General features: G+C 67.6%; 18 protein-coding genes. 12 read left to right on the top strand and 6 right to left on the bottom strand.

Going from position 1 to position 22,646, the window contains the following annotated elements:
* The first annotated feature begins 50 nt into the window (after positions 1-50).
* From A5780_RS28265 to A5780_RS28290, 6 genes are all read left to right on the top strand, one after another.
* Positions 51-1,217, top strand: a complete 1,167-nt coding sequence (locus A5780_RS28265) for a serine hydrolase domain-containing protein (RefSeq protein WP_063017402.1) — start codon at positions 51-53, stop codon at positions 1,215-1,217.
* Between the two features lie 53 nt (positions 1,218-1,270).
* Positions 1,271-2,674 (top strand): cytochrome P450, encoded by a 1,404-nt coding sequence (locus tag A5780_RS28270; protein WP_082976776.1) that lies wholly within the window; start codon positions 1,271-1,273, stop codon positions 2,672-2,674.
* Positions 2,675-3,098: 424 nt separating this feature from the next.
* A complete protein-coding gene (locus tag A5780_RS28275) occupies positions 3,099-3,926 on the top strand; it encodes a L,D-transpeptidase (protein ID WP_081879348.1) in 828 nt (275 codons plus the stop codon).
* Between the two features lie 241 nt (positions 3,927-4,167).
* A complete protein-coding gene (locus A5780_RS28280) occupies positions 4,168-5,094 on the top strand; it encodes a carbohydrate ABC transporter permease (RefSeq protein WP_063017406.1) in 927 nt (308 codons plus the stop codon).
* Positions 5,091-5,933, top strand: coding sequence for a carbohydrate ABC transporter permease (locus A5780_RS28285; RefSeq protein WP_064910270.1), 843 nt, complete (start codon positions 5,091-5,093; stop codon positions 5,931-5,933). Before A5780_RS28280 ends, A5780_RS28285 begins: the two co-directional genes overlap by 4 nt.
* A gap of 19 nt (positions 5,934-5,952) precedes the next feature.
* Positions 5,953-7,272, top strand: coding sequence for an ABC transporter substrate-binding protein (locus tag A5780_RS28290; protein WP_231983125.1), 1,320 nt, complete (start codon positions 5,953-5,955; stop codon positions 7,270-7,272).
* On the opposite strand, the gene A5780_RS28295 is transcribed toward A5780_RS28290, so the two are convergent.
* The 3 genes from A5780_RS28295 to A5780_RS28305 are packed head-to-tail and all read right to left on the bottom strand — an operon-like array spanning position 7,273 to position 10,552.
* A complete protein-coding gene (locus A5780_RS28295) occupies positions 7,273-9,303 on the bottom strand; it encodes a M13-type metalloendopeptidase (RefSeq protein ID WP_082940713.1) in 2,031 nt (676 codons plus the stop codon). It lies immediately after the preceding gene.
* The gene (locus A5780_RS28300) at positions 9,304-9,693 is read right to left on the bottom strand and encodes a DUF397 domain-containing protein (RefSeq protein ID WP_064910272.1); all 390 of its coding nucleotides are present in this window, start codon (positions 9,691-9,693) and stop codon (positions 9,304-9,306) included.
* A 10-nt stretch (positions 9,694-9,703) separates the two neighbouring features.
* Positions 9,704-10,552 carry a helix-turn-helix transcriptional regulator gene (locus A5780_RS28305; protein WP_063017384.1) on the bottom strand — a complete coding sequence of 283 codons (849 nt, stop codon included), beginning with the start codon at positions 10,550-10,552 and terminating at the stop codon, positions 9,704-9,706.
* A gap of 117 nt (positions 10,553-10,669) precedes the next feature.
* Here A5780_RS28305 and A5780_RS28310 point away from each other — a divergent pair, with 117 nt between their 5' ends.
* Positions 10,670-11,185, top strand: a complete 516-nt coding sequence (locus tag A5780_RS28310) for a hypothetical protein (RefSeq protein ID WP_231983126.1) — start codon at positions 10,670-10,672, stop codon at positions 11,183-11,185.
* 9 nt (positions 11,186-11,194) lie between these two features.
* Here the strand turns inward: A5780_RS28310 and A5780_RS28315 are convergent, their stop codons facing one another.
* Positions 11,195-11,866: a DUF4190 domain-containing protein gene (locus A5780_RS28315; protein WP_082976774.1), complete on the bottom strand. Its 672-nt coding sequence runs from the start codon at positions 11,864-11,866 to the stop codon at positions 11,195-11,197.
* 51 nt (positions 11,867-11,917) lie between these two features.
* The gene (locus A5780_RS28320; RefSeq protein WP_156769697.1) at positions 11,918-12,718 is read right to left on the bottom strand and encodes a pirin-like bicupin family protein; all 801 of its coding nucleotides are present in this window, start codon (positions 12,716-12,718) and stop codon (positions 11,918-11,920) included.
* Positions 12,719-12,813: 95 nt separating this feature from the next.
* Between A5780_RS28320 and A5780_RS28325 the strand changes: the two genes are divergently transcribed.
* The 3 genes from A5780_RS28325 (at position 12,814) to A5780_RS28335 (ending at position 16,878) form a co-directional block, all read left to right on the top strand.
* The gene (locus A5780_RS28325; RefSeq protein WP_063017387.1) at positions 12,814-14,178 is read left to right on the top strand and encodes a hypothetical protein; all 1,365 of its coding nucleotides are present in this window, start codon (positions 12,814-12,816) and stop codon (positions 14,176-14,178) included.
* Positions 14,179-14,365: 187 nt separating this feature from the next.
* A complete protein-coding gene (locus tag A5780_RS28330; protein ID WP_064910305.1) occupies positions 14,366-15,982 on the top strand; it encodes a DUF4185 domain-containing protein in 1,617 nt (538 codons plus the stop codon).
* Between the two features lie 80 nt (positions 15,983-16,062).
* Positions 16,063-16,878 (top strand): hypothetical protein, encoded by an 816-nt coding sequence (locus A5780_RS28335; RefSeq protein ID WP_063017389.1) that lies wholly within the window; start codon positions 16,063-16,065, stop codon positions 16,876-16,878.
* Positions 16,879-16,905: 27 nt separating this feature from the next.
* On the opposite strand, the gene A5780_RS28340 is transcribed toward A5780_RS28335, so the two are convergent.
* A complete protein-coding gene (locus A5780_RS28340; RefSeq protein ID WP_063017413.1) occupies positions 16,906-18,354 on the bottom strand; it encodes a CCA tRNA nucleotidyltransferase in 1,449 nt (482 codons plus the stop codon).
* 195 nt (positions 18,355-18,549) lie between these two features.
* Here A5780_RS28340 and A5780_RS28345 point away from each other — a divergent pair, with 195 nt between their 5' ends.
* Together A5780_RS28345 and A5780_RS28350 are read left to right on the top strand one after the other, a co-directional pair.
* A complete protein-coding gene (locus A5780_RS28345; protein WP_064923396.1) occupies positions 18,550-19,086 on the top strand; it encodes an NUDIX hydrolase in 537 nt (178 codons plus the stop codon).
* Entirely contained in the window at positions 19,083-21,644 is a 2,562-nt protein-coding gene (locus tag A5780_RS28350; protein WP_064910276.1) for a DUF6049 family protein, read from the top strand. Before A5780_RS28345 ends, A5780_RS28350 begins: the two co-directional genes overlap by 4 nt.
* Positions 21,645-22,646: the final 1,002 nt, after the last annotated feature.

Genomic DNA, 22,646 nt, shown 5'->3' on the forward strand with positions numbered 1-22,646 from the left:
CGGAAGCGGCGCGCGTGGCGCAGGCCGCCGAGACCGACGACGCACCGGAGATGGTCATCGACCCGCGATTCGTGCCGGTCGTGCACCATTTCTTCCGGCTGTTCCCGCGACCCAACCGGGGCGGGGGCGCCTTCGCGATCTTTCTGCACGGGCAGCCCGTCGTCGATGTGTGGGCCGGATGGTCGGCGCCGGACCAGCGCTGGCAGTCCGACACGGTGGCGTTGAGCTTCTCCACCGGCAAGGGTGTGGTCACCACGGTGCTGCATCGGATCGCCGAACGCGGACTGGTCGATTACGACGCCCCGGTGGCCGAATACTGGCCGGAATTCGCCGCGAACGGCAAACAGGACATCACCGTGCGCGAGGTGCTCACCCATCGCGCGGGACTGCACAAGGTGCGCGGCCTGGCCGCCGACGCCGACGGCATTCTCGACTACGACGCGATGATCGCGGCGCTGGCGGCCGCCGAACCGGATCCGCGCCGGTTGCAGGGGTCGGGATATCACGCGGTCACCTTCGGCTGGCTGGTCGCCGAAATCGTGCAGCGCGCGACCGGCAAGCCGTTCACCGAGGTGTTGCGGCACGAGATCGCCGAACCGCTGCAGACCGAGGAGTTCTGGTACCGGGTGCCTGAATCCGAGCGGCACCGCATCGCCCGCACCTTCCCGCGGTTGCGAATCCCCGGACTGCGCTGGGATACCGCCTCGAAGGTCATCGCCCGCAGCCGCACGGTCGGTGCGATCGCCGAGGCCGGGATGCCGGCCGGCTTCGATGTGCTGGTCGGCGATCCGCGCGTCCACGACTCGGTGATGCCCGGGTTCAACGGGGTGTTCTCCGCTCGCGCCCTGGCCCGGATGTACGGCGCCCTGGCGAATGAAGGGCGGGTGCTGCTGCCGGACGAGACCTGGAGCCAACCGCTGCTGCGCCCGGAAACCATCGAGTACGTCAACCATGTGCAACGCAGCGAACATCGCGACTACGTGATCGGCGTACCCGTACCGTTCACGCTGGGATACCACCGGCCGCCGATCGCTTCCCGGCGTCCGCTGCGCCGGGCGTTCGGCCACTACGGCGTGGGTGGTTCCGGTGCGTTCGCCGATCCGGAATCGGGCATGTCGGTCGCCTTCGTCACCAATCGGCTGGGCAATTCGCTGAATACGATCGGCGACGGGCGCCTGGCCCGATTGGCCGCGGAGGCCCGCGCGGCACTCGGCTGACGGCGGCGCGCGGGGGCTTCGAACCCGGGGCCGGACTGTCTCGTGTGCTGGGTATGCGCGCAGCAACAGCAGGCCGGGACCGCACACCGCAGATTTCCGGCGAACGGGCCGCGCCCCGGCAGCCGCGGTGGGTCGCGGCGCACGCGCTGGCGGCCGGAATCGATTTCGATCGGTACTTCCGGCTGCGTCGCGCGCGCGACGGCGACCCGTTTCTGGTCCGCTTCCCTGGATTCGGCGCGGTATTGTTCACAGGAACACCCGGTGGCACAAAGGAATTACTCCGGTCGCCGATCGGAATTCTGCATCCGCCGCAACCGAATCCCATTGAACCGCTTATCGGTTCGGCCTCATTGATACTCGCTCGTGATCAGCGCCATCGCAACGACCGCACTGTGCTGGCGCCCGCATTTCATCGCGCCCGAATTGCGCAGTACGGCACGGTAATTCGGGACAGCACTCGCGACGAGCTCGTCGGCGCCGGCGCCGGTCCGGCGTGGCTGCCGGGGACGGTGATCGATGCGCAGGTGGCGGCGCGAGCGCTGACGCTGCGGGTGATCCTCACGCTGATCTTCGGCGCCGACGACCCGCTCCGGCGTGACACCTACACCGCGGCGGTCGGCGAATTCCTCTCCGCCTTCACCGGACCGCTGATGCTGGTTCCCGCCTTGCGGCGCAGCGCATTCGGCATGTCGCCGTGGGACAGATTCGCCCGGGCGCGCACCCGGCTGGACGCGTTGCTCGACGCCGACATCGGCGCGCGGCGGGCTACCGGTACGCCCGATGACGGCGCGCTGGGCGTGCTGTCGAGCGCCCGCTACGAGGACGGCAGCGGGGTGAGCGACGCCGATCTGCGCGAACAACTGCGCACCCTGTTGGTGGCCGGTCACGAAACCACTGCCACGAGTCTGGTGTGGGCGCTGTTCCGGCTACACCGCGACCGCGGCGTGCTGGCCCGGCTGCGCGCCGAACTGAGTGCCGTTGGGCCCGACGCAGATCCCGAGGAGCTGGCCGGTCTGCCGTATCTGAATGCCGTATGTCAGGAGACGCTGCGACTGCATCCGCCGGTGCCGATCGTGCTGCGGCGGTTGACCGGACCGCACACGGTGTGCGGAGTGGAATTGGCCGAAGGGGACACGATGGGGGTCGCGATTCCGCTCGTGCACTCGGATCCCGGTACGTGGGACGAGCCCGAGCGGTTCCGGCCGGAGCGGTTCCTGGACCGCCGGTACGGGCCGTTCGAATACCTGCCCTACGGCGGCGGCCATCGCCGCTGTCTCGGCGCCACCCTGGCCGACTACGAACTGCGGATCGCGCTCGCCACCATCGTTTCCAGAGTCGAGCTGTCGCTACTCCCGCGCTATCGTCATGGCCGAATTCCGCGCTCGGTGCCGCACAACATCGCGACCGGTCCACACCGCGGAATCCGATTCACTGTGGAGGGAATCCGCCACCCGTGAGGTGATTTGTCTCACAATGAGGTTTGCTGGGTATCGATCCGGCTCTCGTCCGCCCGTCCGGACCCCGAATCCGACTCGCCGATGCGAACGGGACTTTCACCCTGTCACCACTACGCCGGCGACCCGTGGTGACGCATCACACACGCGCGATGCGGACTTCATAACTGCCGGAACACAATTGGCCGATGCCCGCGAGAGATGTAGTAATGGATGCCGGGCCGGGGCCTGATTGACCATTCGCGCACCCGCGCGCGAATATTCCTGTGCGCCGTGGCGCGCGATCTAGGTGGGAGAGGACGAAACGGCTGTGCGCACCACAACCTGTCGGAAGCCCGTTCGGGACGAGACCAGCCTGTCCAAGCGGACCGGCCTGTTAGCCCTCGCGGTGACCTCCCTGGCGGTGACCGCCGCCGGTGCCATCGCGATGGCGCCCGCCTCGGCAGCGCCGCTGTGGCCCGGCGGACCCGACGTTCCCGGCGCTCCCGCTGTCGTGCAGGCGCCGCAGCCCGAACCCGGTGCCGCGCCGGTGAAGAACCCGCCGCCGCTGCCGCAGGCGAATTTCGCCGCGCCGAGCATCAGCCCCGGCGACGGCGACGTGGTCGGCGTCGCGCAGCCCATCATCATCAACTTCAAGGATCCGGTCGGCGACCACGCCGCGGCGGAGAAGGCCATCCGGATCACCTCCAGCAATGCCACGCACGGCCACTTCTACTGGCGCGGTGACAAGCAGGTGCGATGGCGGCCGGAGGAGTTCTGGCCCGCCAACTCCGACATCACCGTCGAGGCCGGCGGCACCAAGGTCGCCTACAAGGTGGGCGATGCGGTCGTCGCCACGGCCGACGACGCGACCCACATGATCACCGTCACCCGCAACGGCGAGGTCATCAAGACCATGCCGACCTCGATGGGCAAGAAGGACCACGAAACCCCCAACGGCACCTACTACGTCGGGGAGAAGAACCGGAAGATGATCATGGACTCCTCGACCTACGGGGTTCCGATCACCGATCCGCAGGGCTACAAGCTCGAGGTCGAGTACGCGACCCGGCTGTCCAACAGCGGCATCTTCGTGCACGCCGCCCCGTGGTCGCTCGCCCAGCAGGGTGTGTCCGACTCCAGCCACGGCTGCCTGAACGTCAGCACCGAGGACGCCCAGTGGTTCTTCGAGAACGCGCAGAAGGGTGATCCCGTGGTGGTGACGAATTCCACCGGAAACTTCAGCGCAGGCGACGGTATGGGCGACTGGAGCTGAACCGAAACGCTGTTCGGTAGCGGCCCCGGAGCGAATGCGCTCCGGGGCCGCTGTCGTTGCCGCCCCTCACCGCACGGCGCTGTCGCCGATTCCCGCCGCCGGACGCGCTCGGCCACTTAGTATTCGGCGCATGACCCGGGTGTCGGAGACCACGCTCCCCGCCGGGAGTTCGCGCACACCGTTCAGGCGCCCGGCGTCGGGATTTCACCGCGTGTTCGCACGAGAGCGGCAGGCTGCGAACGTGCGTCGACGGCCCGAACGGGTATTGCCCTCGAACCGGGCACGCGGGCTGCGCCACCGCCCGTGGGGCGACTACGGGCTGTTCCTGGTGCTGGTGGTGCCGAATCTGGTGCTGCTCGGGCTGTTCGTCTACCGGCCGCTGGTCGACAACATCCGGCTGTCGTTCACCGACTGGAATCTCGCCGAACCGTTCGCGCACTTCATCGGAGTCCGCAACTACCGCGAGTGGTGGACGCGGGCGGACACCTGGCAGATCGTCGGCAATACCGTGATCTTCACCGCCTTCGCGGTCGGCGGCAGTATGGTGCTGGGCCTCGCGCTGGCGCTGCTGCTGGATCGGAAACTGTTCGGCCGCAATGTGGTTCGCTCGGTGATCTTCGCGCCGTTCGTGATCTCCGGCGCGGCGGTCGGGGTGGCGTTCCAGTTCATCTTCGATCCCGGCTTCGGCCTGGTGCAGGACCTGCTGCATCGCATCGGCATCACGAATGTGCCGGATTTCTATCAGGATCCGCACTGGGCGCTGTTCATGGTGACGGTGACCTACATCTGGAAGAACCTGGGCTACACGTTCGTCATCTATCTCGCCGCACTGCAGGGTGTGCGGCGAGAACTGCTGGAGGCGGCCGCGATCGACGGCGCCGGACGCTGGACCACCTTCACCCGGGTATTGCTGCCGCAGCTGCGGCCGACGACGTACTTCCTGTCGATCACGGTCATGCTGAATTCGCTGCAGGTCTTCGACATCATCAACGTGATGACGCGAGGCGGACCACTGGGCACCGGTACGACCACCATGGTCTATCAGGTCTACCAGGAGAGCTTCCGCAATTTCCGTGCCGGATACGGTGCCACGGTCGCGACGATCATGTTCGTCGTGCTGCTGGTCATCACGCTGATCCAGGTGCGAGTGATGGATCGAGACGAATGACGAGCACTCGGAAACGCCTGGCGGCGATGGTTTTCGGTTACGCGGCGATGGTGTGCGTGCTGATCGTCGTCGGGGTGCCGCTGTTCTGGATTCTGATCACCTCGTTCAAGGCGCGGCCCGATATCTACACCCAGCCGGCGGTGTGGTGGCCGCGCAGTTGGCATCCGGAGAACTATCGCGAGGCGACGACCACGTTGCCGTTCTGGACGTTCCTGCGTAATTCGCTGATCGTCACCGCCGTGGTCTCCGCGGTCAAATTCGCGCTGGGCGTCTTCAGCGCCTACGGACTCGTCTTCCTGCGCTTTCCGGGTAAGACGCTGATCTTCCTCGCCGTCATCGCCGCGCTGATGGTGCCCAACCAGATCACCGTGATCTCCAACTACGCCCTGATCGCCCAGGTGGGGTGGCGCAATACGCTGCCGGGCATCATCGTGCCGCTGTGCGGCGTGGCGTTCGGCACCTTCCTGATGCGCAACCATTTTCTCTCCCTGCCCGTTTCGGTGATCGAGGCGGCCCGCATCGACGGCGCGAACTGGTGGCAGCTGCTGGTCCGGGTGGTGCTGCCCATGTCCGGCCCGACGATGGTGGCGTTCGCGGTGGTTACGCTCGTCAACGAGTGGAACGAATACCTGTGGCCGTTCCTGATGGCCGACGATGCCGGCGTTGCGACCCTGCCCGTCGGATTGACGCTGCTACAGAACACCGAAAATCCGAGCGTCACCAACTGGGGGCCGGTGATGGCCGGAACCCTGCTGACCATGCTGCCGATTCTGGTGGTGTTCGTGCTGCTGCAGCGGCACATGATCAAGGGCCTCACCACCGGTGCCGTCAAAGGCTGATTCGCTCGAGGAGAGTGCCGTGACCCGACCGCGCACACTGACCCGCCGCGGATTTCTCATCGCCGCCTCGGCGGCCACCGGTTCGGCCCTGTCGGCGTGTGCGGGGATGGGCGGCAGCACCGGAGCCGGCGGCGACCCGAACACGATCATCTTCTGGTCGAACCATCCGGGCACCTCGAAGAATCAGGAAACCGAGTTGATCAACCGGTTCCACGCACAGCACCCCGAGCTGACGGTGAAGCTGGTGGACGCCGGGCGCAACTACGAAGAGGTCGCGCAGAAGTTCAATGCCGCGCTGACCGGCGGCGCGCTGCCGGATGTCGTGGTGCTCTCGGACGTCTGGTGGTTCAACTACGCACTGAACAAGGCCATCGAACCGCTCGACGAACACATCGCCGCCGCGGCGGTACCGCTGGCGGACTACGTCGACAGCTTCGTGGACGACTACCGGTTCGACGACAAACTCTGGGCGCTGCCGTATGCGCGTTCGACGCAGATCTTCTGCTACAACCGCGGCCTGTGGGCCCGAGCCGGACTGCCCGACCGTGGCCCGCAGAGCTGGCAGGAATTCGACGAATGGGGCCCCGAACTGCAACGCGCCATCGGCGCGGGGAGGTGGGCGCACGGCTGGGGTGATGCCAAGAACTACCTGGCCTGGACGTTTCAGGGACCGAACTGGACCTTCGGTGGCGCCTACTCGGATCGGTGGACACTGAAGTTCTCCGATCCTCGCACGGCCGAGGCGGGAAACTTCCTGCGCGACATGATCAATCGCAAACGCTACGCCGCCATCCGCCCCCAGCTGGCCGTGGATTTCGGCACCGGAGTGGTGGGGTCGGCCATCACCTCCACCGGCGACATCAAGGGCATCGTCGCCAATGCGGCGGGCAAGCTCGACTTCGCCACCGCGTTCCTGCCGCATCCGAACGGGCCGGGATGCACCACCGGCGGTGCGGGGCTGGCGATTCCGTCGCGCATCTCCGACCAGCGCAAGGCCAATGCCGTGCGCTTCGTCGAGTTCATCACGAATCCGGTGAACACCGCCTACTTTTCGCAGGCCACCGGCTACATCCCGGTGCGCAAGTCGGCGGTCCGCGATCCGTCGGAACAGCAATTCCTCGCCGCCAACCGCAATTTCGCGACCGCCGTCGATCAGCTGCCGCTGACCCGCTCACAGGACTATGCCCGGGTGTTCCTGCCCGGCGCCGATCAGATCATCGGCACCGGGCTGGAACAGATCGGACTGCAGAACCGGGATGTGAAGTCGGCCTTCGCCGATATCACCGATCGCCTGCAGACCATCTACGACCGGCAGATCGAACCGAAGCTGCCGCGCTAGCTACCAGATCCGCACGCGCTCGGTGGGTTCCAGATACAACGTGTCACCCGGTTCGACACCGAACGCCTCGTGGAAACCGTCCAGATTGCGGACCACACCGTTGCACCGGAACTCCGGCGGAGAATGCGGGTCGACGGCCAGCCGGCGAATCGCCTCCTCGTCGCGCGCCTTGGTCCGCCACACTTGCGCCCAGCCGAAGAACACTCGCTGCAGGCCCGTCAGGCCGTCGATCACCGGCGGCTCGGCACCGCCGAGGGCGATCTTGTAGGCCTCCAACGCGATCGAGAGCCCGCCGAGGTCGCCGATGTTCTCACCGATGGTGAATTCGCCGTTGACGGTGTGACCGGGCAGCGCCTTCGGTTCGAACTGGTTGTACTGATCGATCAACGCCTTCGTGCGCTTACCGAACTCGGAGCGATCGGTTTCGGTCCACCAATCGACCATATTGCCGTCGCCGTCGTATTTACTGCCCTGATCGTCGAAGCCGTGCCCGATCTCGTGCCCGATCACGGCACCGATGCCGCCGTAGTTGGCGGCGTCGTCGGCGTTCATGTCGAAGAACGGCGGTTGCAGAATCGCCGCGGGGAACACGATCTCGTTCATGCCCGGGTTGTAGTAGGCGTTCACCGTCTGCGGCGTCATGAACCATTCGCCACGATCGACCGGACCGCCGAGCTTGTTCAGATCGCGGTCGTGGTCGGCGGCGTAACCGCTGCGGTAGTTCTCCACCGGATCGGCGGGATCGACACGGACCGCGGAATAGTCGCGCCAGGTGTCGGGGTAACCGATCTTGGGGGTGAAGCGCTCCAGCTTGGCCAATGCGGCCTCGCGGGTCTGCGGGCTCATCCACTCCAGTTCGCTGATGTTGCGGCGGTAGGCCTCGATCAGATTCGCCACCAGCTCCTGCATGCGCTGTTTGGCCTCGGGCGGGAAATGTTCGGCGACATAAATTTTCGCCACCGCTTCGCCGAGCAGATCCTGCACCAGCGATACGCCGCGCTTCCAGCGCTCGCGATTCTCCTGGGCGCCGGTGAGGGTGCGACCGTAGAAGTCGAAGCTCTCCTCGACCACGGCGGCGGTCAGGTACGGCGCTCGCGCCCGCAGCACCCGCCAGCTCGCCCACGCCTGCCAGTCCTCGAGCGGCTCCGCGGCCCAGACCTGCGCGAAGGTGCGCGCGTAATCGGGCTGGCGCACAATCACTTCGGCGAACAACTCGGGTCCCGAGGCCGAGACGCCCTCGGCCAGCGCCTCGGTCCACGCGGCCCAGTCGAATTCGGGATTCGCGGCGGCGAGGTCGGCGAAAGTGGTGAGGTTGTAACTCAATTCGGCGTCGCGGCGGCGCACCACGTCCCAATGTCCGGCGGCCAGTTTGCGTTCCAGTTCGAAGACGCGCTGCGGGTCGTAGTCGATCGCGGCCAGCTGGAACATGCGCCGGATGTGCTCGACGTATTTGGTGCGGATCTCGGCGTAATCGTCGTTGCGGTAATACGATTCGTCCGGCAGCCCGAGTCCGGACTGGGTCAGGTTGATCAGATAGCGCTGCGAATTCTTGTCGTCGGTATCGACGTAGGCGCCGACCGCCCCGCCCACACCGGTGCGTTGCAGCCGGCCCAGCAGCGCGGCGAATTCGGCGCGATCGCTCACCTCGCGCACCGCCGCCAATTCCGCGGCGATCGGGGTGAGCGCGGCGGCCTCCACCGCCTCCTCGTCCATGAAGCTGTTGTAGAGATCGGCGATCTTGCGCGCCTCTTCCTCGTCCGGCACCGAGGCTGCGGTTCCGGCCGCCAGATCCTGGATGATCTTCTTGACATCCAGTTCGGCCTGGTCGTAGAGGGTACGGAACGCTCCGTCGACCGCGCGATCGGCGGGAATGTCGTACGTGTCCAGCCATTTGCCGTTGACGTGCGCGAACAGGTCGTCCTGCACCCGCACAGCGTCGTCGCGATAGGTCAGATCGATGCCCGAGGGAGTCGTCACGTCGAAAGTCACGACCTCCAGTATGCCGACGGCGGCGGCGCGCCGCCGCCGCATTCACCCCTGCGCGGCGGTCGCCACCGGGATGCGGTCGAATTCCCCGTCACGCGCGCCGGCCAGGAACGCCTGCCACTCGCCGGGGGTGAAGGACAGCTCGGTGGTGCCGTGGACCAGTACCGCGGCGCCGTCCGCGGCCGGGCGAACGTGCAGGTCACCCTCGCTGCCACCGTGCACGACCGTGCGGAGGAATGCCATCCAGGCGGGCGCGCCGACGGTGATCACCGGCTCGAGTTCGGGGCTGTTCGCGGGGTCGCGGCGGTATTTGCTGTCGCGGATCAGCACCGCGTCACCGTCGAACCGCACCTCGACACACTGATTGCCGTTGTTGGTGCGCGTGGAGGTGAACCAGGACGTGATCTCCGGCCGGTACCTCGCGGGGGTGGGCATGGGCAGGAGTTTACACAGCTGCGTATTTCTCGATCAGCGCCAATGACTCTGTGCGAGTGAGGGATTGATCGAGCGCTCGCACGAATGCGAACGCCAGATCGTGCACCTGGTCGGGATGGTCGACCGGTCCGCCGAAGACGGCGCTCTCGGCCCAGCCGAAGGTAGGCAGGTGCTCGGAGGCGAAGTCCAGCAGATGAAAACTCGCCCCGCCGAGGATCGCGCCGTCGGGAGCCGCGAACGGGATGACCCGGATGTCCACGTTCGGCCTGGTGCGCAACAGCCCGGCCAGATACTCCAGCTGCGCGCACAGCACGGCCTGCCCGCCGACCTGCTGCAACAGCGTCGCCTCGCCGACCACCGCGGTGAGCGCGACCGGGTCGTGTCCGTGCAACCGCTTGCGGCGCCGCATCCGCATCGCGACCAGCTGTTCGATCTGCGCCGGGCGGATCATCACATCCGCGGCGATCAGCGCCCGCGCATACGCCTCGGTCTGCAGCAGGCCCGGAATCACGAGGCTGTCGTAACTGCGGATACGGTCCGCGCCGTATTCCATCCCGTAGTAGCGCTGTAGTTCCGGCCCGATCAGCCCCGATCGCGTCCACCAGCCGCGCTCTCGCCCGGCGGACAGCAGTGCGAGCAGTTCCGCGCGTTCCTGTTCGCCGACCGCGAGCAGATCCAGCACCGGGCCGATGGTGTTGGCGGTCAGCACCCGGCGGCCCTTCTCGACATGCGACCAATTGGCCGGGGTGAAGCCGACCGCGCGGGCGAAGCCGGCGGAATCGAAGCCACGTTGTTCGCGAAGTTCGCGCAGGCGAAGGACCAATTCCCACCGAGCGACCACTGGCGAGGGAGGGGCCATGCGGGCAGATGCTACGCCGGCCGCCGCGACACGCCCGTGACTATTGTCATTTCAACTGTACGGCGATACGGTCTGCGTATCGGTGGCACTGCACTCGACGACGAGACGAGGTTCGCCATGAGCACGCGCGACCCGATGGCCGGCGCGATCGAACCGAATATCACCACCATCACCACCGCGCCGCGCGCTGTCACCCAGGAAGCGCTGGTCCGCTGTCGTCGCTACCGCAAAGAGAACGGGCTCTACGGGATCGTCGAACCGGTACGAGGTCGCATCCTGTTGGAAATAGGCCCGGTCGGCGCGATCACCGTGCCGGCCGCCCTCGGAGCCCCCATTCGCGAATACCTCACCGTGCGTGGACATCGCGGGCCGATCATCGGACATCCGCGATCGGCACGCTGGACGTTTCTCACCGGACATGTCGACGAATCGGCCACCGACGCCGCGATCGCTTCCGATATGTTCCATCGCTGCGCCGCACTGGTAGCCCCGGGCACCACCATCGTGCTGCCCTCACCCGCCGACGAACGCACCGGATACCGGGGGTGGATCGATTCGCCGCACAGCGACTACCGGCCGGAACTGGCCGAGGTGCTCACCGCAACCCGCCAGTGCCGGCCGGACCCGTACTGACCCGGCCTATCAGGAGGTCGGCCGCGGGCTCAGCGTCACGCTGTACTTGTTCTCCAGCGTCTGATTCCAATCACGTTGGCACTGATCGATCTTCGACTGATCGCCGTTGGCCTTGTTCACGCAGTCGAGGAAATCCTTGCCGCCGTTGTTGACGAAGAAGTTGACCCCGATCGCGGCGATCACGATTCCGGCGATGAGCCCGAGCAGGCCCAGCACCAGGCCGGCCATCGCCATACCACCCCCGGCCGCGGTGCCGCGCCGAGCCTTGACCGTCGCGATGATGCCGAAGATCAGGGCGACCAGGCCGAACAGGATTCCGCCCACCACTGTCCAGCAGGTCAGCAGGGCGATGATGCCGAGGACCAGCGCCGTGATGGCCAGCCCCTTGCCCTTGGGCTGCTCCCACGTGCCCTGTCCCGGCGGGCCGGGGTAGCCGCCGGCCGGCGGCGGGGGATATCCGCCCGGATACTGTCCAGGCTGCTGGCCGTACTGCCCCGGCTGCTGGCCGTACTGGCCGGGTTGTTGTGGGTACTGCCCCGGTTGCTGGGGATATTCGCCGGAGTGGCCGGCATACTCGCCGGAACGACCGGGGTACTCGCCCGAGCGTCCGGGCTGTTCGCCGCCCGACTGCGGATACGGTTCCGGCGGGGGATAGTTCCCGGGCGGTGGATTCTCGGTCATCGCTGTCCTCTCCTCGGACGCACGGGCCCTCGACGGCCGCGTCTGCCGACTCTATTGGCCGCCGAGACGTGCGTGCATTTCCCACACCAGGACTTCCGCCGGAACTTCGGCGACGATGCGCTGCCCGCCACTGCGCGTCATCCGCACCGCGTCGCCCTCGTAGAGGATTCCGACCCCCTCCATCTCCACCTCGCCGCGGGCGACGAAGACATGCAGGTAGGGCGCCTCGGGCAGGGTGATCGCCTGCCCCGCACCGGTTCCCGCCGCGCCGGGCATGCGCCCGACGTGCAGGGCGGAATGGCTGCTGCTGATCGCGATCGCGGTTCGATCGCGGTAACGCGGCATCCCCGTGGCGACCGTGATCAGGCCGCCGCGGTTCAGTTCGTCGTCGATTTCCAGTTGTTGATATCCCGGAGTAATTCCCGGCTCGTCCGGTACTACCCACATCTGCACGAAATGAACCGGCTCGGAATGCGGAGACGTGCCGCCCTGTTCGGGCGGCAGTCGCCACGAATCATTCTTTTCCGAATGCAGAATTCCGGTTCCCGCACTCATTCGCTGCGCCAATCCGGGATAGATGACACCGGCATGTCCCAGCGAATCCTGATGCACCAGAGAACCGTTCAGAACCCAGGTGACAATTTCCATATCGCGATGCGGATGAGTTTCGAATCCCTCACCCGGCAACACGATGTCCTCGTTGTTCACCAGCAGCAGCCCGTGATGGGTGTTCTCCGGATCGTAATGCTCGCCGAACGAGAACGAATGCTTCGAATCCAGCCATGCCACACGGGTTTTCATGCGATCGCCAGCGCGATGAACATCGATGTGTGGTGTCGTGAGTGTGGACAACGGGGGTCCTCCTCTCGAGCTGCTGTCGAGGCCGCCGGGTAGATTCTACCGTGGCTGTGCACCGGCCCCGCACATTGATCCGGAGGTGAACCGAAATGCGACCCGACGCTGCGCGGCGGGCCGCCGTGGCCGCCGCCGTCCGCCGGCCCGGAATGCCGCGGCTGGCGCTGATCCGGTTCTCCGGACAGTTCGGCGACGGAATGTTTCAGGCCGCACTGTCGGGAGCGATTCTGTTCAATCCCGAACGTGCCACGGATCCGCTGGCGATCGCGGGCGGGTTCGCGGTGCTGCTGCTGCCGTATTCGGTGATCGGGCCGTATGCCGGAGCGATGCTGGACCGCTGGGACCGCCGGATGGTGCTGCTGGTCGCCAATGCGCTGCGCGCGGTGCTGATCGTGGTGACCGCCGTCGGACTGTGGGCCGGAATCCGGGATACGCCGCTGTTGCTGCTGGCGCTGGCGGTGGTCGGGATCAGCCGCTTCGTCCTGGCCGGTATCTCGGCGTCGCTGCCCCGGGTGCTGGAACAGCGCTGGCTGGTGCCGATGAATTCGGTCCTGGCGACGGTGGCATCGGGATGCGCCGGTGCGGGAGCCGCGGTCGCGGTGGCGATCATCGGCGCGATGGGAGCGGGCGATGTCGCGAGCGCGGTGGCGGTGGCGGCCAGTGCCTGCGGGTCGGTGATCTCGGCCGTGGCGGCGATCGGTTTCGCGCGACGCCGACTCGGACCCGAACATCGCATAGAGACACCCGGGCGCAGTGCGGCCGCCGAATCCGTGCGGGCCGTGCTGACCGGTCTGCGCACCGGTGCCCGGGCGGTCGCCGAATCACGGGATTGCACCACCGCGATGATCGGCGTCGGCACCCACCGCATCGTCTTCGGTGCGAACACCCTGCTCATGGTGCTGGTTTTGCGTCGTCCCAACGAATCCGGGATCTCGGCCGGTTCGGGACTGGTCGGCTTCGGGGTCGCGATCACCGCGGTCGCCGCGGGCATGCTGGCCGCCGCGGTACTGACGCCGCTGCTGATTCCGCGGCTCGGGCGCCCGCGCACGGTGGTCGCCGGTCTGTCGGCGGCGCTGCTGGTGCAGGCGACACTGGTCCCGCCGATCACCGTCGCCACCGGTGCGGCCGAACACCGTGCCCATCAACTGTTGCTGGTGGGCGCGTTCCTGCTCGGCTTGGCCGGGCAGATGGTGAAACTGACCGGCGACGCCACCCTGCAGATCGATGTCGACGACGCCCGGCGCGGACAGGTATTCGCCCTGCAGGACACGATTTTCAACATCACGTTCGTGGTCGCCGTCGCGGTGACGGCCCTGATCATTCCCGCCGACGGCCGTTCTCTCGGCGTGGTGGCGGCCGGCGCCGGACTGTATGCGCTGGGTATCGCGGCGATCGCGGTCAACAGTCGCCGGTCTGCGCCACGCGGTTCCGGATGTTCGCAGACGCATCCCGAGTGATCGGTTAGATTGTTAGCCGCTGTGCTCGGTCCCAGCTGATGCGGTGACTGACAGTGCATGTCACCAGCGGTGCGAGTGGTAGTCGAGGAGTGCGGTGTTCGGGAACAACGCGACGGGGAGAGCGGCTGCCGATCGACCGGCGGCGGCGCGCGGCTCCACCCGCACCGGAAAGCGATGCGCCTCGGCAATTTTCACGCCTGCGGTCACCGGACTGCTGTTGTTCGGCACGGTCGCCCCCGTCCCGGCCTCGGCCGAACTCGCGCCGTGGGCGCCACCGCCGAAGAATGCCTGCGGCGAAACGGGATTCGATCCGCTGGCCCGCCAGCCCGATCCGAATGCGCCCGCGCCGCCGATCCTTCCGCCGCGAATCGACATTCCGGTGCCGGTGCCCGAGATCGTGCCCGTGCCGGTGCCGGGCCCGCGACCGGACAACACCCGCATCGTGCCGCAGCCTCTGCCCGCGGACCCGTGCCGCAACCCGTGCCCGGATATTCGCGATACGCCGAAACCACCGCCGGCCGAGGACCCTTCCGCGCCGGGCGAGCCCGCACCGGACTCCGGTTCGGCATCCGGCTCGAACGGTGCCTCGAACAACGGCTCGGGCACCGGTTCCGGGTCCGGCTCCGGCACGGGCTCGGGGTCGAATTCCGGTCCGTTCAATCTGCCGAACATCAACATCAATCCGGAACCCGAACCGATCCCGATCCCGATTCCCGGGGGCGAGCCGCCCGCACCGGAAACCCCGCCGCATCCGGTGCACCCGTCGATCGACCCGGGCGCGGTCGTCGAAGCACCCGCACCGCGCACGGTCGAGAACGTGAAGCTGGTCAATCAGGTGACCGGCCACGGCTCGGTCAACCGCACCGATATGCGCTGGCAGGTCGACGGGACCGACCTCGGCATCATGTGGGAGACCAAGCCCGGCCAGGTCGCGGTGGTGTTCGGCGACACCTTCGGCAAGGGCTGGGAGTACGGCCAGGTCGGCGGACCGGACTGGCGTTCGAACGTGCTCGGCTTCAGCTCCGAACAGGACCTGTCCAAGGGCCTGATCATCGACGACATGGTGCAGGACAGCCGCTGCCACGCCGCCGAACTGCTGAACAGTCGCAAGATCAAGAACTTCGAGACCACCGTGATCCCGACCTCCGGATTCGCACTCGGCGACCGGCAGTACATGAGCTACATGTCGGTCAATCACTGGAGCAAGATTCCGGGGATGTGGTGGACCAACAACGGTGGTCTGGCCTATTCCGACGACGGCGGCAGCACCTGGGTCAAGGATCAGTACGCCAAGTGGGACAACATGTTCGGCATCGATCGCTTCCAGGTCACGACGATGGTGCCGCACGGCGACTACGTCTACATGTTCGGCACGCCCAACGGCCGCATCGGCATGATCGGCCTGGCGCGGGTGCCGAAGAAAGAGGTACTGAACAAGTCCGCGTATCAGTACTGGGTCGACGGGACCTGGGCGCCGGCGCAGGAGAACCGCGCGACGCCGCTCATACCCGGCATCGCGGGCGAACTGTCGGTGCGCTACGACGACTCGAGCAAACAGTGGCAGATGGTCTACCTGGACCCGGCTCGGCATGCGATCGTGCTGCGCACCGCGACCGAACCGCAGGGGACCTGGACCGACGGCACGCTGCTGGCCGATACGAACGACTACCCGAAGGCCTACGGCGGATTCATCCACCCCTGGTCGACGGGTAAGGACCTCTACTTCACGATGTCGGCCTGGGACAGCTACAACGTCTACCTGATGCACGCGACGCTGAACGACCCGGAACCCGCCGATCCGTAGGTCCGCGCCGCCGTCCGATCGGAAAATGTCATCCACAGCCCCTGGCGTATTCACCGGCGGCCAGTACTCTCGAATCAATCATGGCCACCTATTTCGATCCCAAATCCTGGTCGCCGTCGCGGGCAGTGGACCTCGGCCGGCGGCTGTTCGACCCGGAGTTGCTGGATCAGTGGACGGCTTTCACCACCGCCTGGCTCGACCCGGTGGCGGATCTCGGTGCGGGTACGGTCACCGCACTCATGCCGGATGTGCTGATGACGCTGCTCAGCGAGGGGATTCTGAGTCGCTTCGGCGGCCGGGAGGTCACCGCGACCCTGCTCGGACACGATCTGACCGCGATTCTGCAAACCCTCAAGGTGCGCCGCCGCGGCGCCCACTTCCAGACCAAAACGGTACTTACCGAGCTGCGCTGGAACGGGCATCCGATCGAGGAGATGACGGTGATCGCGCACGGGGTGCGGCTGATCCCGGGCGTCCCGACGAAGGTGCGCACCGCGGGACTCGACGTCACCGGCACCGTGACGACCGTGGCCCTGGTCGAGTGGCTCAACGAGAAGCGGCTGGACTGGCGGTTCGAGGTGCATCCGAGCGGACTGATCAGCGCGCGTCATCGCACCCGGAAATTCCAGGCGCTGGTCGACGCCGCGATCAGTGACAACCTCGTCACGATCGCGGTCCATCAGGCCGCCTGGTCGGGCGTCCGGGTGCCGCGGCGCTGGGTGACGGTGGCGCCGGTCACCCTCTCGGACCTGCCCAACGACGTACGCATCGTGCGGGCCGACCGGCAGGGCGACCGGGTGCATTTCCGGCTCGAACTGTCGCAGATCACCGGCTCGTTCGACCTCGGGCAGATGCGGGCGGCGATCGTCGCCGGCACGACGCTGATCGTGTTCTGAGGCGTTTCGGTCCGCCGATTCCGGACGCTATTGTCCGCCGGCGTTCCACCATTCGAGCAGCGCGGCCTCGGCCTCGTCGCGAGTGAGCGGGCCGCGATCCAGCCGCAGTTCCTTCAGATAGCGCCAGGCACGGCCGACCTGCGGCCCCGGCTCCAGGCCGAGCAGTTCCATGATCGCGTTGCCGTCCAGATCCGGGCGCACCCGCTGCAGATCCTCCTCCTGCTGCAGGCGCTCGATCCGGGCTTCCAGGTCGTCGTAGGTCGAGCGCAACAGTGCGGCGCGGCGCTTGTTGCGGGTGGTGCAGTCGGCGCGCACCAATTTGTGCAGCCGCGGCAGCAGATCGTCGGCATCGGTGACGTAGCGGCGCACCGCCGAGTCGGTCCACTGGCCCTTGCCGTAGCCGTGGAACCGCAGGTGCAGATATACCAGCCGCGCCACGTCCTCGGTGAACTGCTTCGGATATTTCAAGGCGCGCATGCGCTTTCGCACCATCTTCGCGCCGACGACCTCGTGGTGGTGGAAGCTGACGCCGCCGCCGGGCTCGTTGCGCTTGGTCGGCGGTTTGCCGATGTCGTGCAGCAGCGCGGCCCAGCGCAGCACCAGATCCGGATCGCCCTGCTCCTGGTCGATGGCCTGGCGCAGCACGGTCAGCGAATGCTGGTAGACGTCCTTGTGTTGATGGTGTTCGTCGATCTCCAGTTTCATCGCCGGAACCTCGGGCAGTACGCGTTCGGCCAGCCCGGTCTCGCACATGATGTCGATGCCGTCGGTCGGATGTTCACCCGCGATCAGCTTGTCCAGTTCGGTACGGACCCGCTCGGCGGTGATGCGGCGGATCTCGTCGGCCATCAGCGCGATCGCCACTCGCACCCGCGGCGCCACCTCGAAGCCGAGCTGGGAGACGAAGCGGGCGGCGCGCAGCATGCGCAGCGGATCGTCGTTGAACGAATCCTCCGGCGCCGCAGGCGTATCCAGCACTCCGGCCAGCAGTGCGTCCATGCCGTCGAGCGGATCGACGAATTCCAGTTCACCGGCCCCGCCGATGCGCACGGCCATGGCGTTGACCGTGAAGTCGCGGCGAACCAGATCGCCCTCGAGGTTGTCGCCGAAGGTCACCTCCGGGTTGCGGGAGACGCGGTCGTAGCTGTCGCTGCGGAAGGTGGTGATCTCCAGCTGCCAGCCCGATTTCGACGCGCTCACCGTGCCGAACGCCAAACCGCCGGTGTCCCACAGGTTGTCGGCCCAGCCACGCACGATCTCCTGCACGACCTCGGGCCGCGCGTCGGTGGTGAAGTCCAGATCGGTGCCGAGCCGGCCCAGCACCGCATCGCGCACGCTACCGCCGACCAGGTACAGCTCGTGCCCGCGCGCGGCGAACAGGCCGCCCAGCGGAATCAGCACATCCGAGAGCCGGCCCAGGGTGATCGCCGCCGCGGCAAGCAATCGCGTCCGGCGATCATGGTCGGGGTCGGACACGGCCCTTCCTTTCACTTGTGTGCCGTCCTCCACTTCTGCGTCAACGGACTTCGGCGAAACCACGGAAACGCAGCTTAGTTGGTACGCACCCGCCGGTACCCGCCCGGACCGGCCGGACGACACCACCGCGGCGCGGCATGACACTCGGCATCGAACACGTTCAGTGCATCGATCCGGCGCGGCTAGACTGACCCGGTGTCTCCGGCCGATCGCGCGAACAGTCGACGCCGCCAGCCCCGGCGCCGCGGTTCGGCCGGTAATGCGGCGAAGCCTCGCATGCGCACCGTCCGGGAAACCTCTGCGGGCGGATTGGTCGTCGACGGACTCGACGGCCCCGCCGAACAGCGCTGCGCCGCGCTCATCGGGCGCACCGACCGCCGCGGCCGGCTGCTGTGGTCGCTGCCGAAGGGCCACATCGAGGAGGGGGAGACGGCCGAGCAGACCGCCGTCCGGGAGGTCGCCGAGGAAACCGGTATCAACGGCCGGGTGGTCGCGGAACTGGGAAGCATCGACTACTGGTTCGTCACCGAAGGCCGTCGGGTACACAAGACCGTGCACCATTACTTGATGCGGTCGTTGGGGGGTGAGCTCTCCGATGCCGACGTCGAGGTCACCAAGGTGGCCTGGGTGCCGTTGAGCGAACTCGATTCCCGGCTCGCCTACGCCGACGAGCGGCGTCTGGCCGAGGTCGCGAATCGGCTGATAGATCGGATGGAGAGCGGCAGACAATGACGCGTGCGAGTCGCAGTGGGCACCGCTGGGTGCTGCTGCTCGTCTCGCTGGCGCTCGCCGTATTGAGCGTGCCGTCGGCCGGGTCGAGCCATGCGCAGCCCTCCGGGTCGGGAGGTTCGACCGCCGCGCCGAAATTCCTCAAGCTCACGCTCGATTCGGTGTCGCCGAGCACGATCACCACCACCAGCGATTCCGTCCTCGCGCTGACCGGCACGGTGACCAACATCGGCGATCGCGTGGTGGACGACGTCAGCGTGCGGGTGCAGCGCGGGGCGGCCATCGCCGAACCCAGCGAATTGCGGTCCACGCTGCGTCAGGATCAATCGAATTTTCCGGTCAGCGCACAGTTCCAGGACGTCGCCGACCAGCTGGGGCCCGGGCAGCGCAAACAGTTCACCCTGCGGATCGGGGTGCGCGAGGGCATGTCCAACGCGGCCGCCAATCCGCCGGTCACCGACTCGCTCGGCATCACCGAACCGGGCGTGTATCCACTGCTGCTGAATGTGAACGGCGAACCGGCCTACGGCAATCAGGCACATCTCGACGATGCGCGGTTCCTGCTGCCGGTGCTCGGCCTGCCCGCCCTGCCGAACGGCGCCGATGCCGCCGCGGAGGGCGCACAGCCGGTTCCGGCCGCACCGCAGCCGCCGGTGGCCACCACCATGCTGTGGCCCCTGGCCGATCGGCCCCGCATGGTCGCGGGCATTCCCGGGTCGGTGGACGGCAAGGCGCTGCTCACCGACGACGAACTGGCCGGCGAGCTCGCCGCGGGTGGCCGCTTGGATCAGCTGCTCTCGGCGCTGGAGTCGGCGCTGCGGCCCGACCCCTCGCACGATTCCGGCCGCTCGGGCGCCGGGCTGGCCGGATCGCTGTGCCTGGCCGTGGACCCGGATCTGCTGCTCACCGTGTCGAGGATGACCGAGGGATACCGGGTGCTGGCCTCGCCGTCGGATCCGGACGGGCCGACACGCGACGGAACCGGACCGCAGGCCGCTCGGACCTGGCTCGACCGGCTGCGTGCGCTGGCGCCGACGATGTGCACGGTGGCGCTGCCGTTCGCGCAGGTCGACCCGACCGCGTTGGCCGGCGTCCACGATGCCGATCTGGTCGCCCGCGCGATCACCGCACCCGCGGATATCGTCGATTCGCTGCTGTCGGTCAAATCCGTGCGCGGTGTGAGCCTGCCCGCCTCCGGAGCCATCGGAGCCGATGCCGCGGCCATGCTGACCGAGCGCGGTTTCACGACCGCCGTTCTCTCGGGAAATGCCGTGGCCGAGGGCGGTTCCGTCAGCGCCGCAACGGGTTCCGGGCGCGGCGAGGCGACGGTGCGCAGTACCGCCTCCGTCGCCGCGGATATCGCACCGGTGGTGCCGGAGATGGTTCGCCTGCCGGCCGCCGCGCCGGCCAAACCCGAACTCACGCCGCCGGCGCCCGATTCCGGGTTGAGGGTCGCCACCTTCGACATGTGGTCGGCGACCGCGCTGGCCGCGGTCGGATCGAATCCGCCGACTCCGGCGTTCACTCCCGACCGGGTGCGTTACGCGGTCACCAACGACTCCCGCACCGCTCGACTGCAGGACGCACTGGGCGCGCTGACCTGGCCGGTGCTGAATACGACCGAGACCCGCCCCCGGGCGACCCTGCTGATGCCGCCGCAACAGTGGGGCGCCGACCGCGACGAGGCCGGAGCGTTGCTCTCGCATCTGGAGCTGATGTTCCGCAGCGGTTTGGCCACACCGCGTTCGTTCGCCGATCTGCTGGCCCAGCCGGTCGATCCGCGCCCGTACGACCTGGACTACTCCGGTGATGCGGTGGCGCAGGCGGTGCCGGACCAATTCGTCGCGCCGGTCGGGCAGCAGGAACATCGGATCGACGATCTGATGAGCGCCCTGGTGGAGATCCCTCAGCAGGAGCCGACGCCGCGGACGTTCCTCACGCCGCTGCGCGACGATCTGATCCGGGTGCTGACGCTCTCGGATCGCACCGGCACCGATTCGCAAGCCGATACCGTCGCGCAACGACGACTCGAACAGACCACCCGGACCATGGACGGTTTGTTCTCCTCGGTGAGTGTGCTGCCGCCGGGCGGGGTCTACACGCTGGCCTCGGAGCAGAGCCCGTTGCTGCTGGTCGCACGCAACGATCTGCCGGTCGCGATCCGGATCCGGTTCAAGATCGGGGCGCCCGCCGAGACGAATATCACCGATATCGGTGAGCAGCAGCTTCCGGCGGAGGGTACTCGGTCGTTCCAGATCCCGACCAAGGTGAGCGACAGCCGTAACCTGGTGATTCCGATATCCCTTACCACACCGGCCGGAGTGCCTCTCGGCAACGCCACCTCGGTTTCGGTACGTTCGAACGCTTACGGTCAAGCGTTGGCGATAATTACCGCATGTGCCGGTGCACTGCTGTTCCTGCTCGCCGGTCGCCGCTTGTGGCGCCGCTTCCGGGGACAGCCGGATCCGGCCGACAAGGGTTTGGACCCCGGAAAACGACGCAGGCTGAACCGATACCTGCGCGCCCGCAAACGAGTACTGCAGGAAGAGGAGGCACAGTGAGCAACAATCGCGCAGCGGCTTACTGTGCCGACCGGGTGCGGGTGTCCCGCAGGTCACGCGGCACAGTGAGCAACAATCGCGCAGCGGCTTACTGTGCCGACCGGGTGCGGGTGTCCCGCAGATCGCCGGGCACAGTGAGCAACAATCGCGCAGCGGCTCGTTGTGCCGACCGGGTGGTTCACAGGCCGGCCCGAATGCCGAGCAGACCGGAGGTCCGGTGACCGAGTACGACGGCCCCGTCGTGCCCGATCAGGCCGACGACGAGCAGTTTCCGCGACGCGCACCCGCCGCGCCGTGGGAGCGTGGACCGCGTCGGCTGAGTCCCGATCCCTCGATGCCGCCCTCGGGCGCCAACGGTGTCGTGCCCAACGGCGCGCCGCCGCATCGCTTGCCGAACGAGGCCCGCCCCGATCCGGCCGATCCGCGGCGACCGCTCAGCGGCCCGATTCCACAGGTACCCCCGGCCGGCCGGATGCCCGGCCCGAACGGGGCCCGGCCCACACCGCCGCCGCGCCGGCAAACGCCGCCCAGCGCACCCATGCGCCCGATACCGGGTGCCGTCCCGCGCCAGGTTCCGCCGGGAGCAGCGCCTCGTCCGGGACCGCCGAACCCGCCCGACGGGTCCCGGTATCCGGGCCCGCAGAATCCACCGCGCCGGCAGAGCCCGCCGAGCGCGCCCATCCGCCAGACGCCGCCGAATGCGCCGCGCCCGCCGCTACCCCCCACCGCCCCGCCGAGCGAGCCGTTCCGGCAACGCCCCCCGACGGATCATCGCGGTGCTCGCCCGCAGCAGGACACCCCGCCGCCGGGACGGCCCCGTCCACCGCAGCGCGGCCCGCGCCCGCCGGTCGATCCCTCCGACCAGGAATCCCGGTACCGAGACCCCGAGTACCGAGAACCTCAGTACCGCGAGTCTCAGAATCGGGAGACCCCGCGCCGGGACGTGCCTCGTGCGGATCCGCGACGGTCCTATCCGCCGGGCCCGCCGAGCGGTCCGGTCGA

It is taken from the genome of Nocardia sp. 852002-20019_SCH5090214, assembly GCF_001665865.1.
In the GTDB taxonomy this organism is placed as follows: domain Bacteria; phylum Actinomycetota; class Actinomycetes; order Mycobacteriales; family Mycobacteriaceae; genus Nocardia; species Nocardia nova.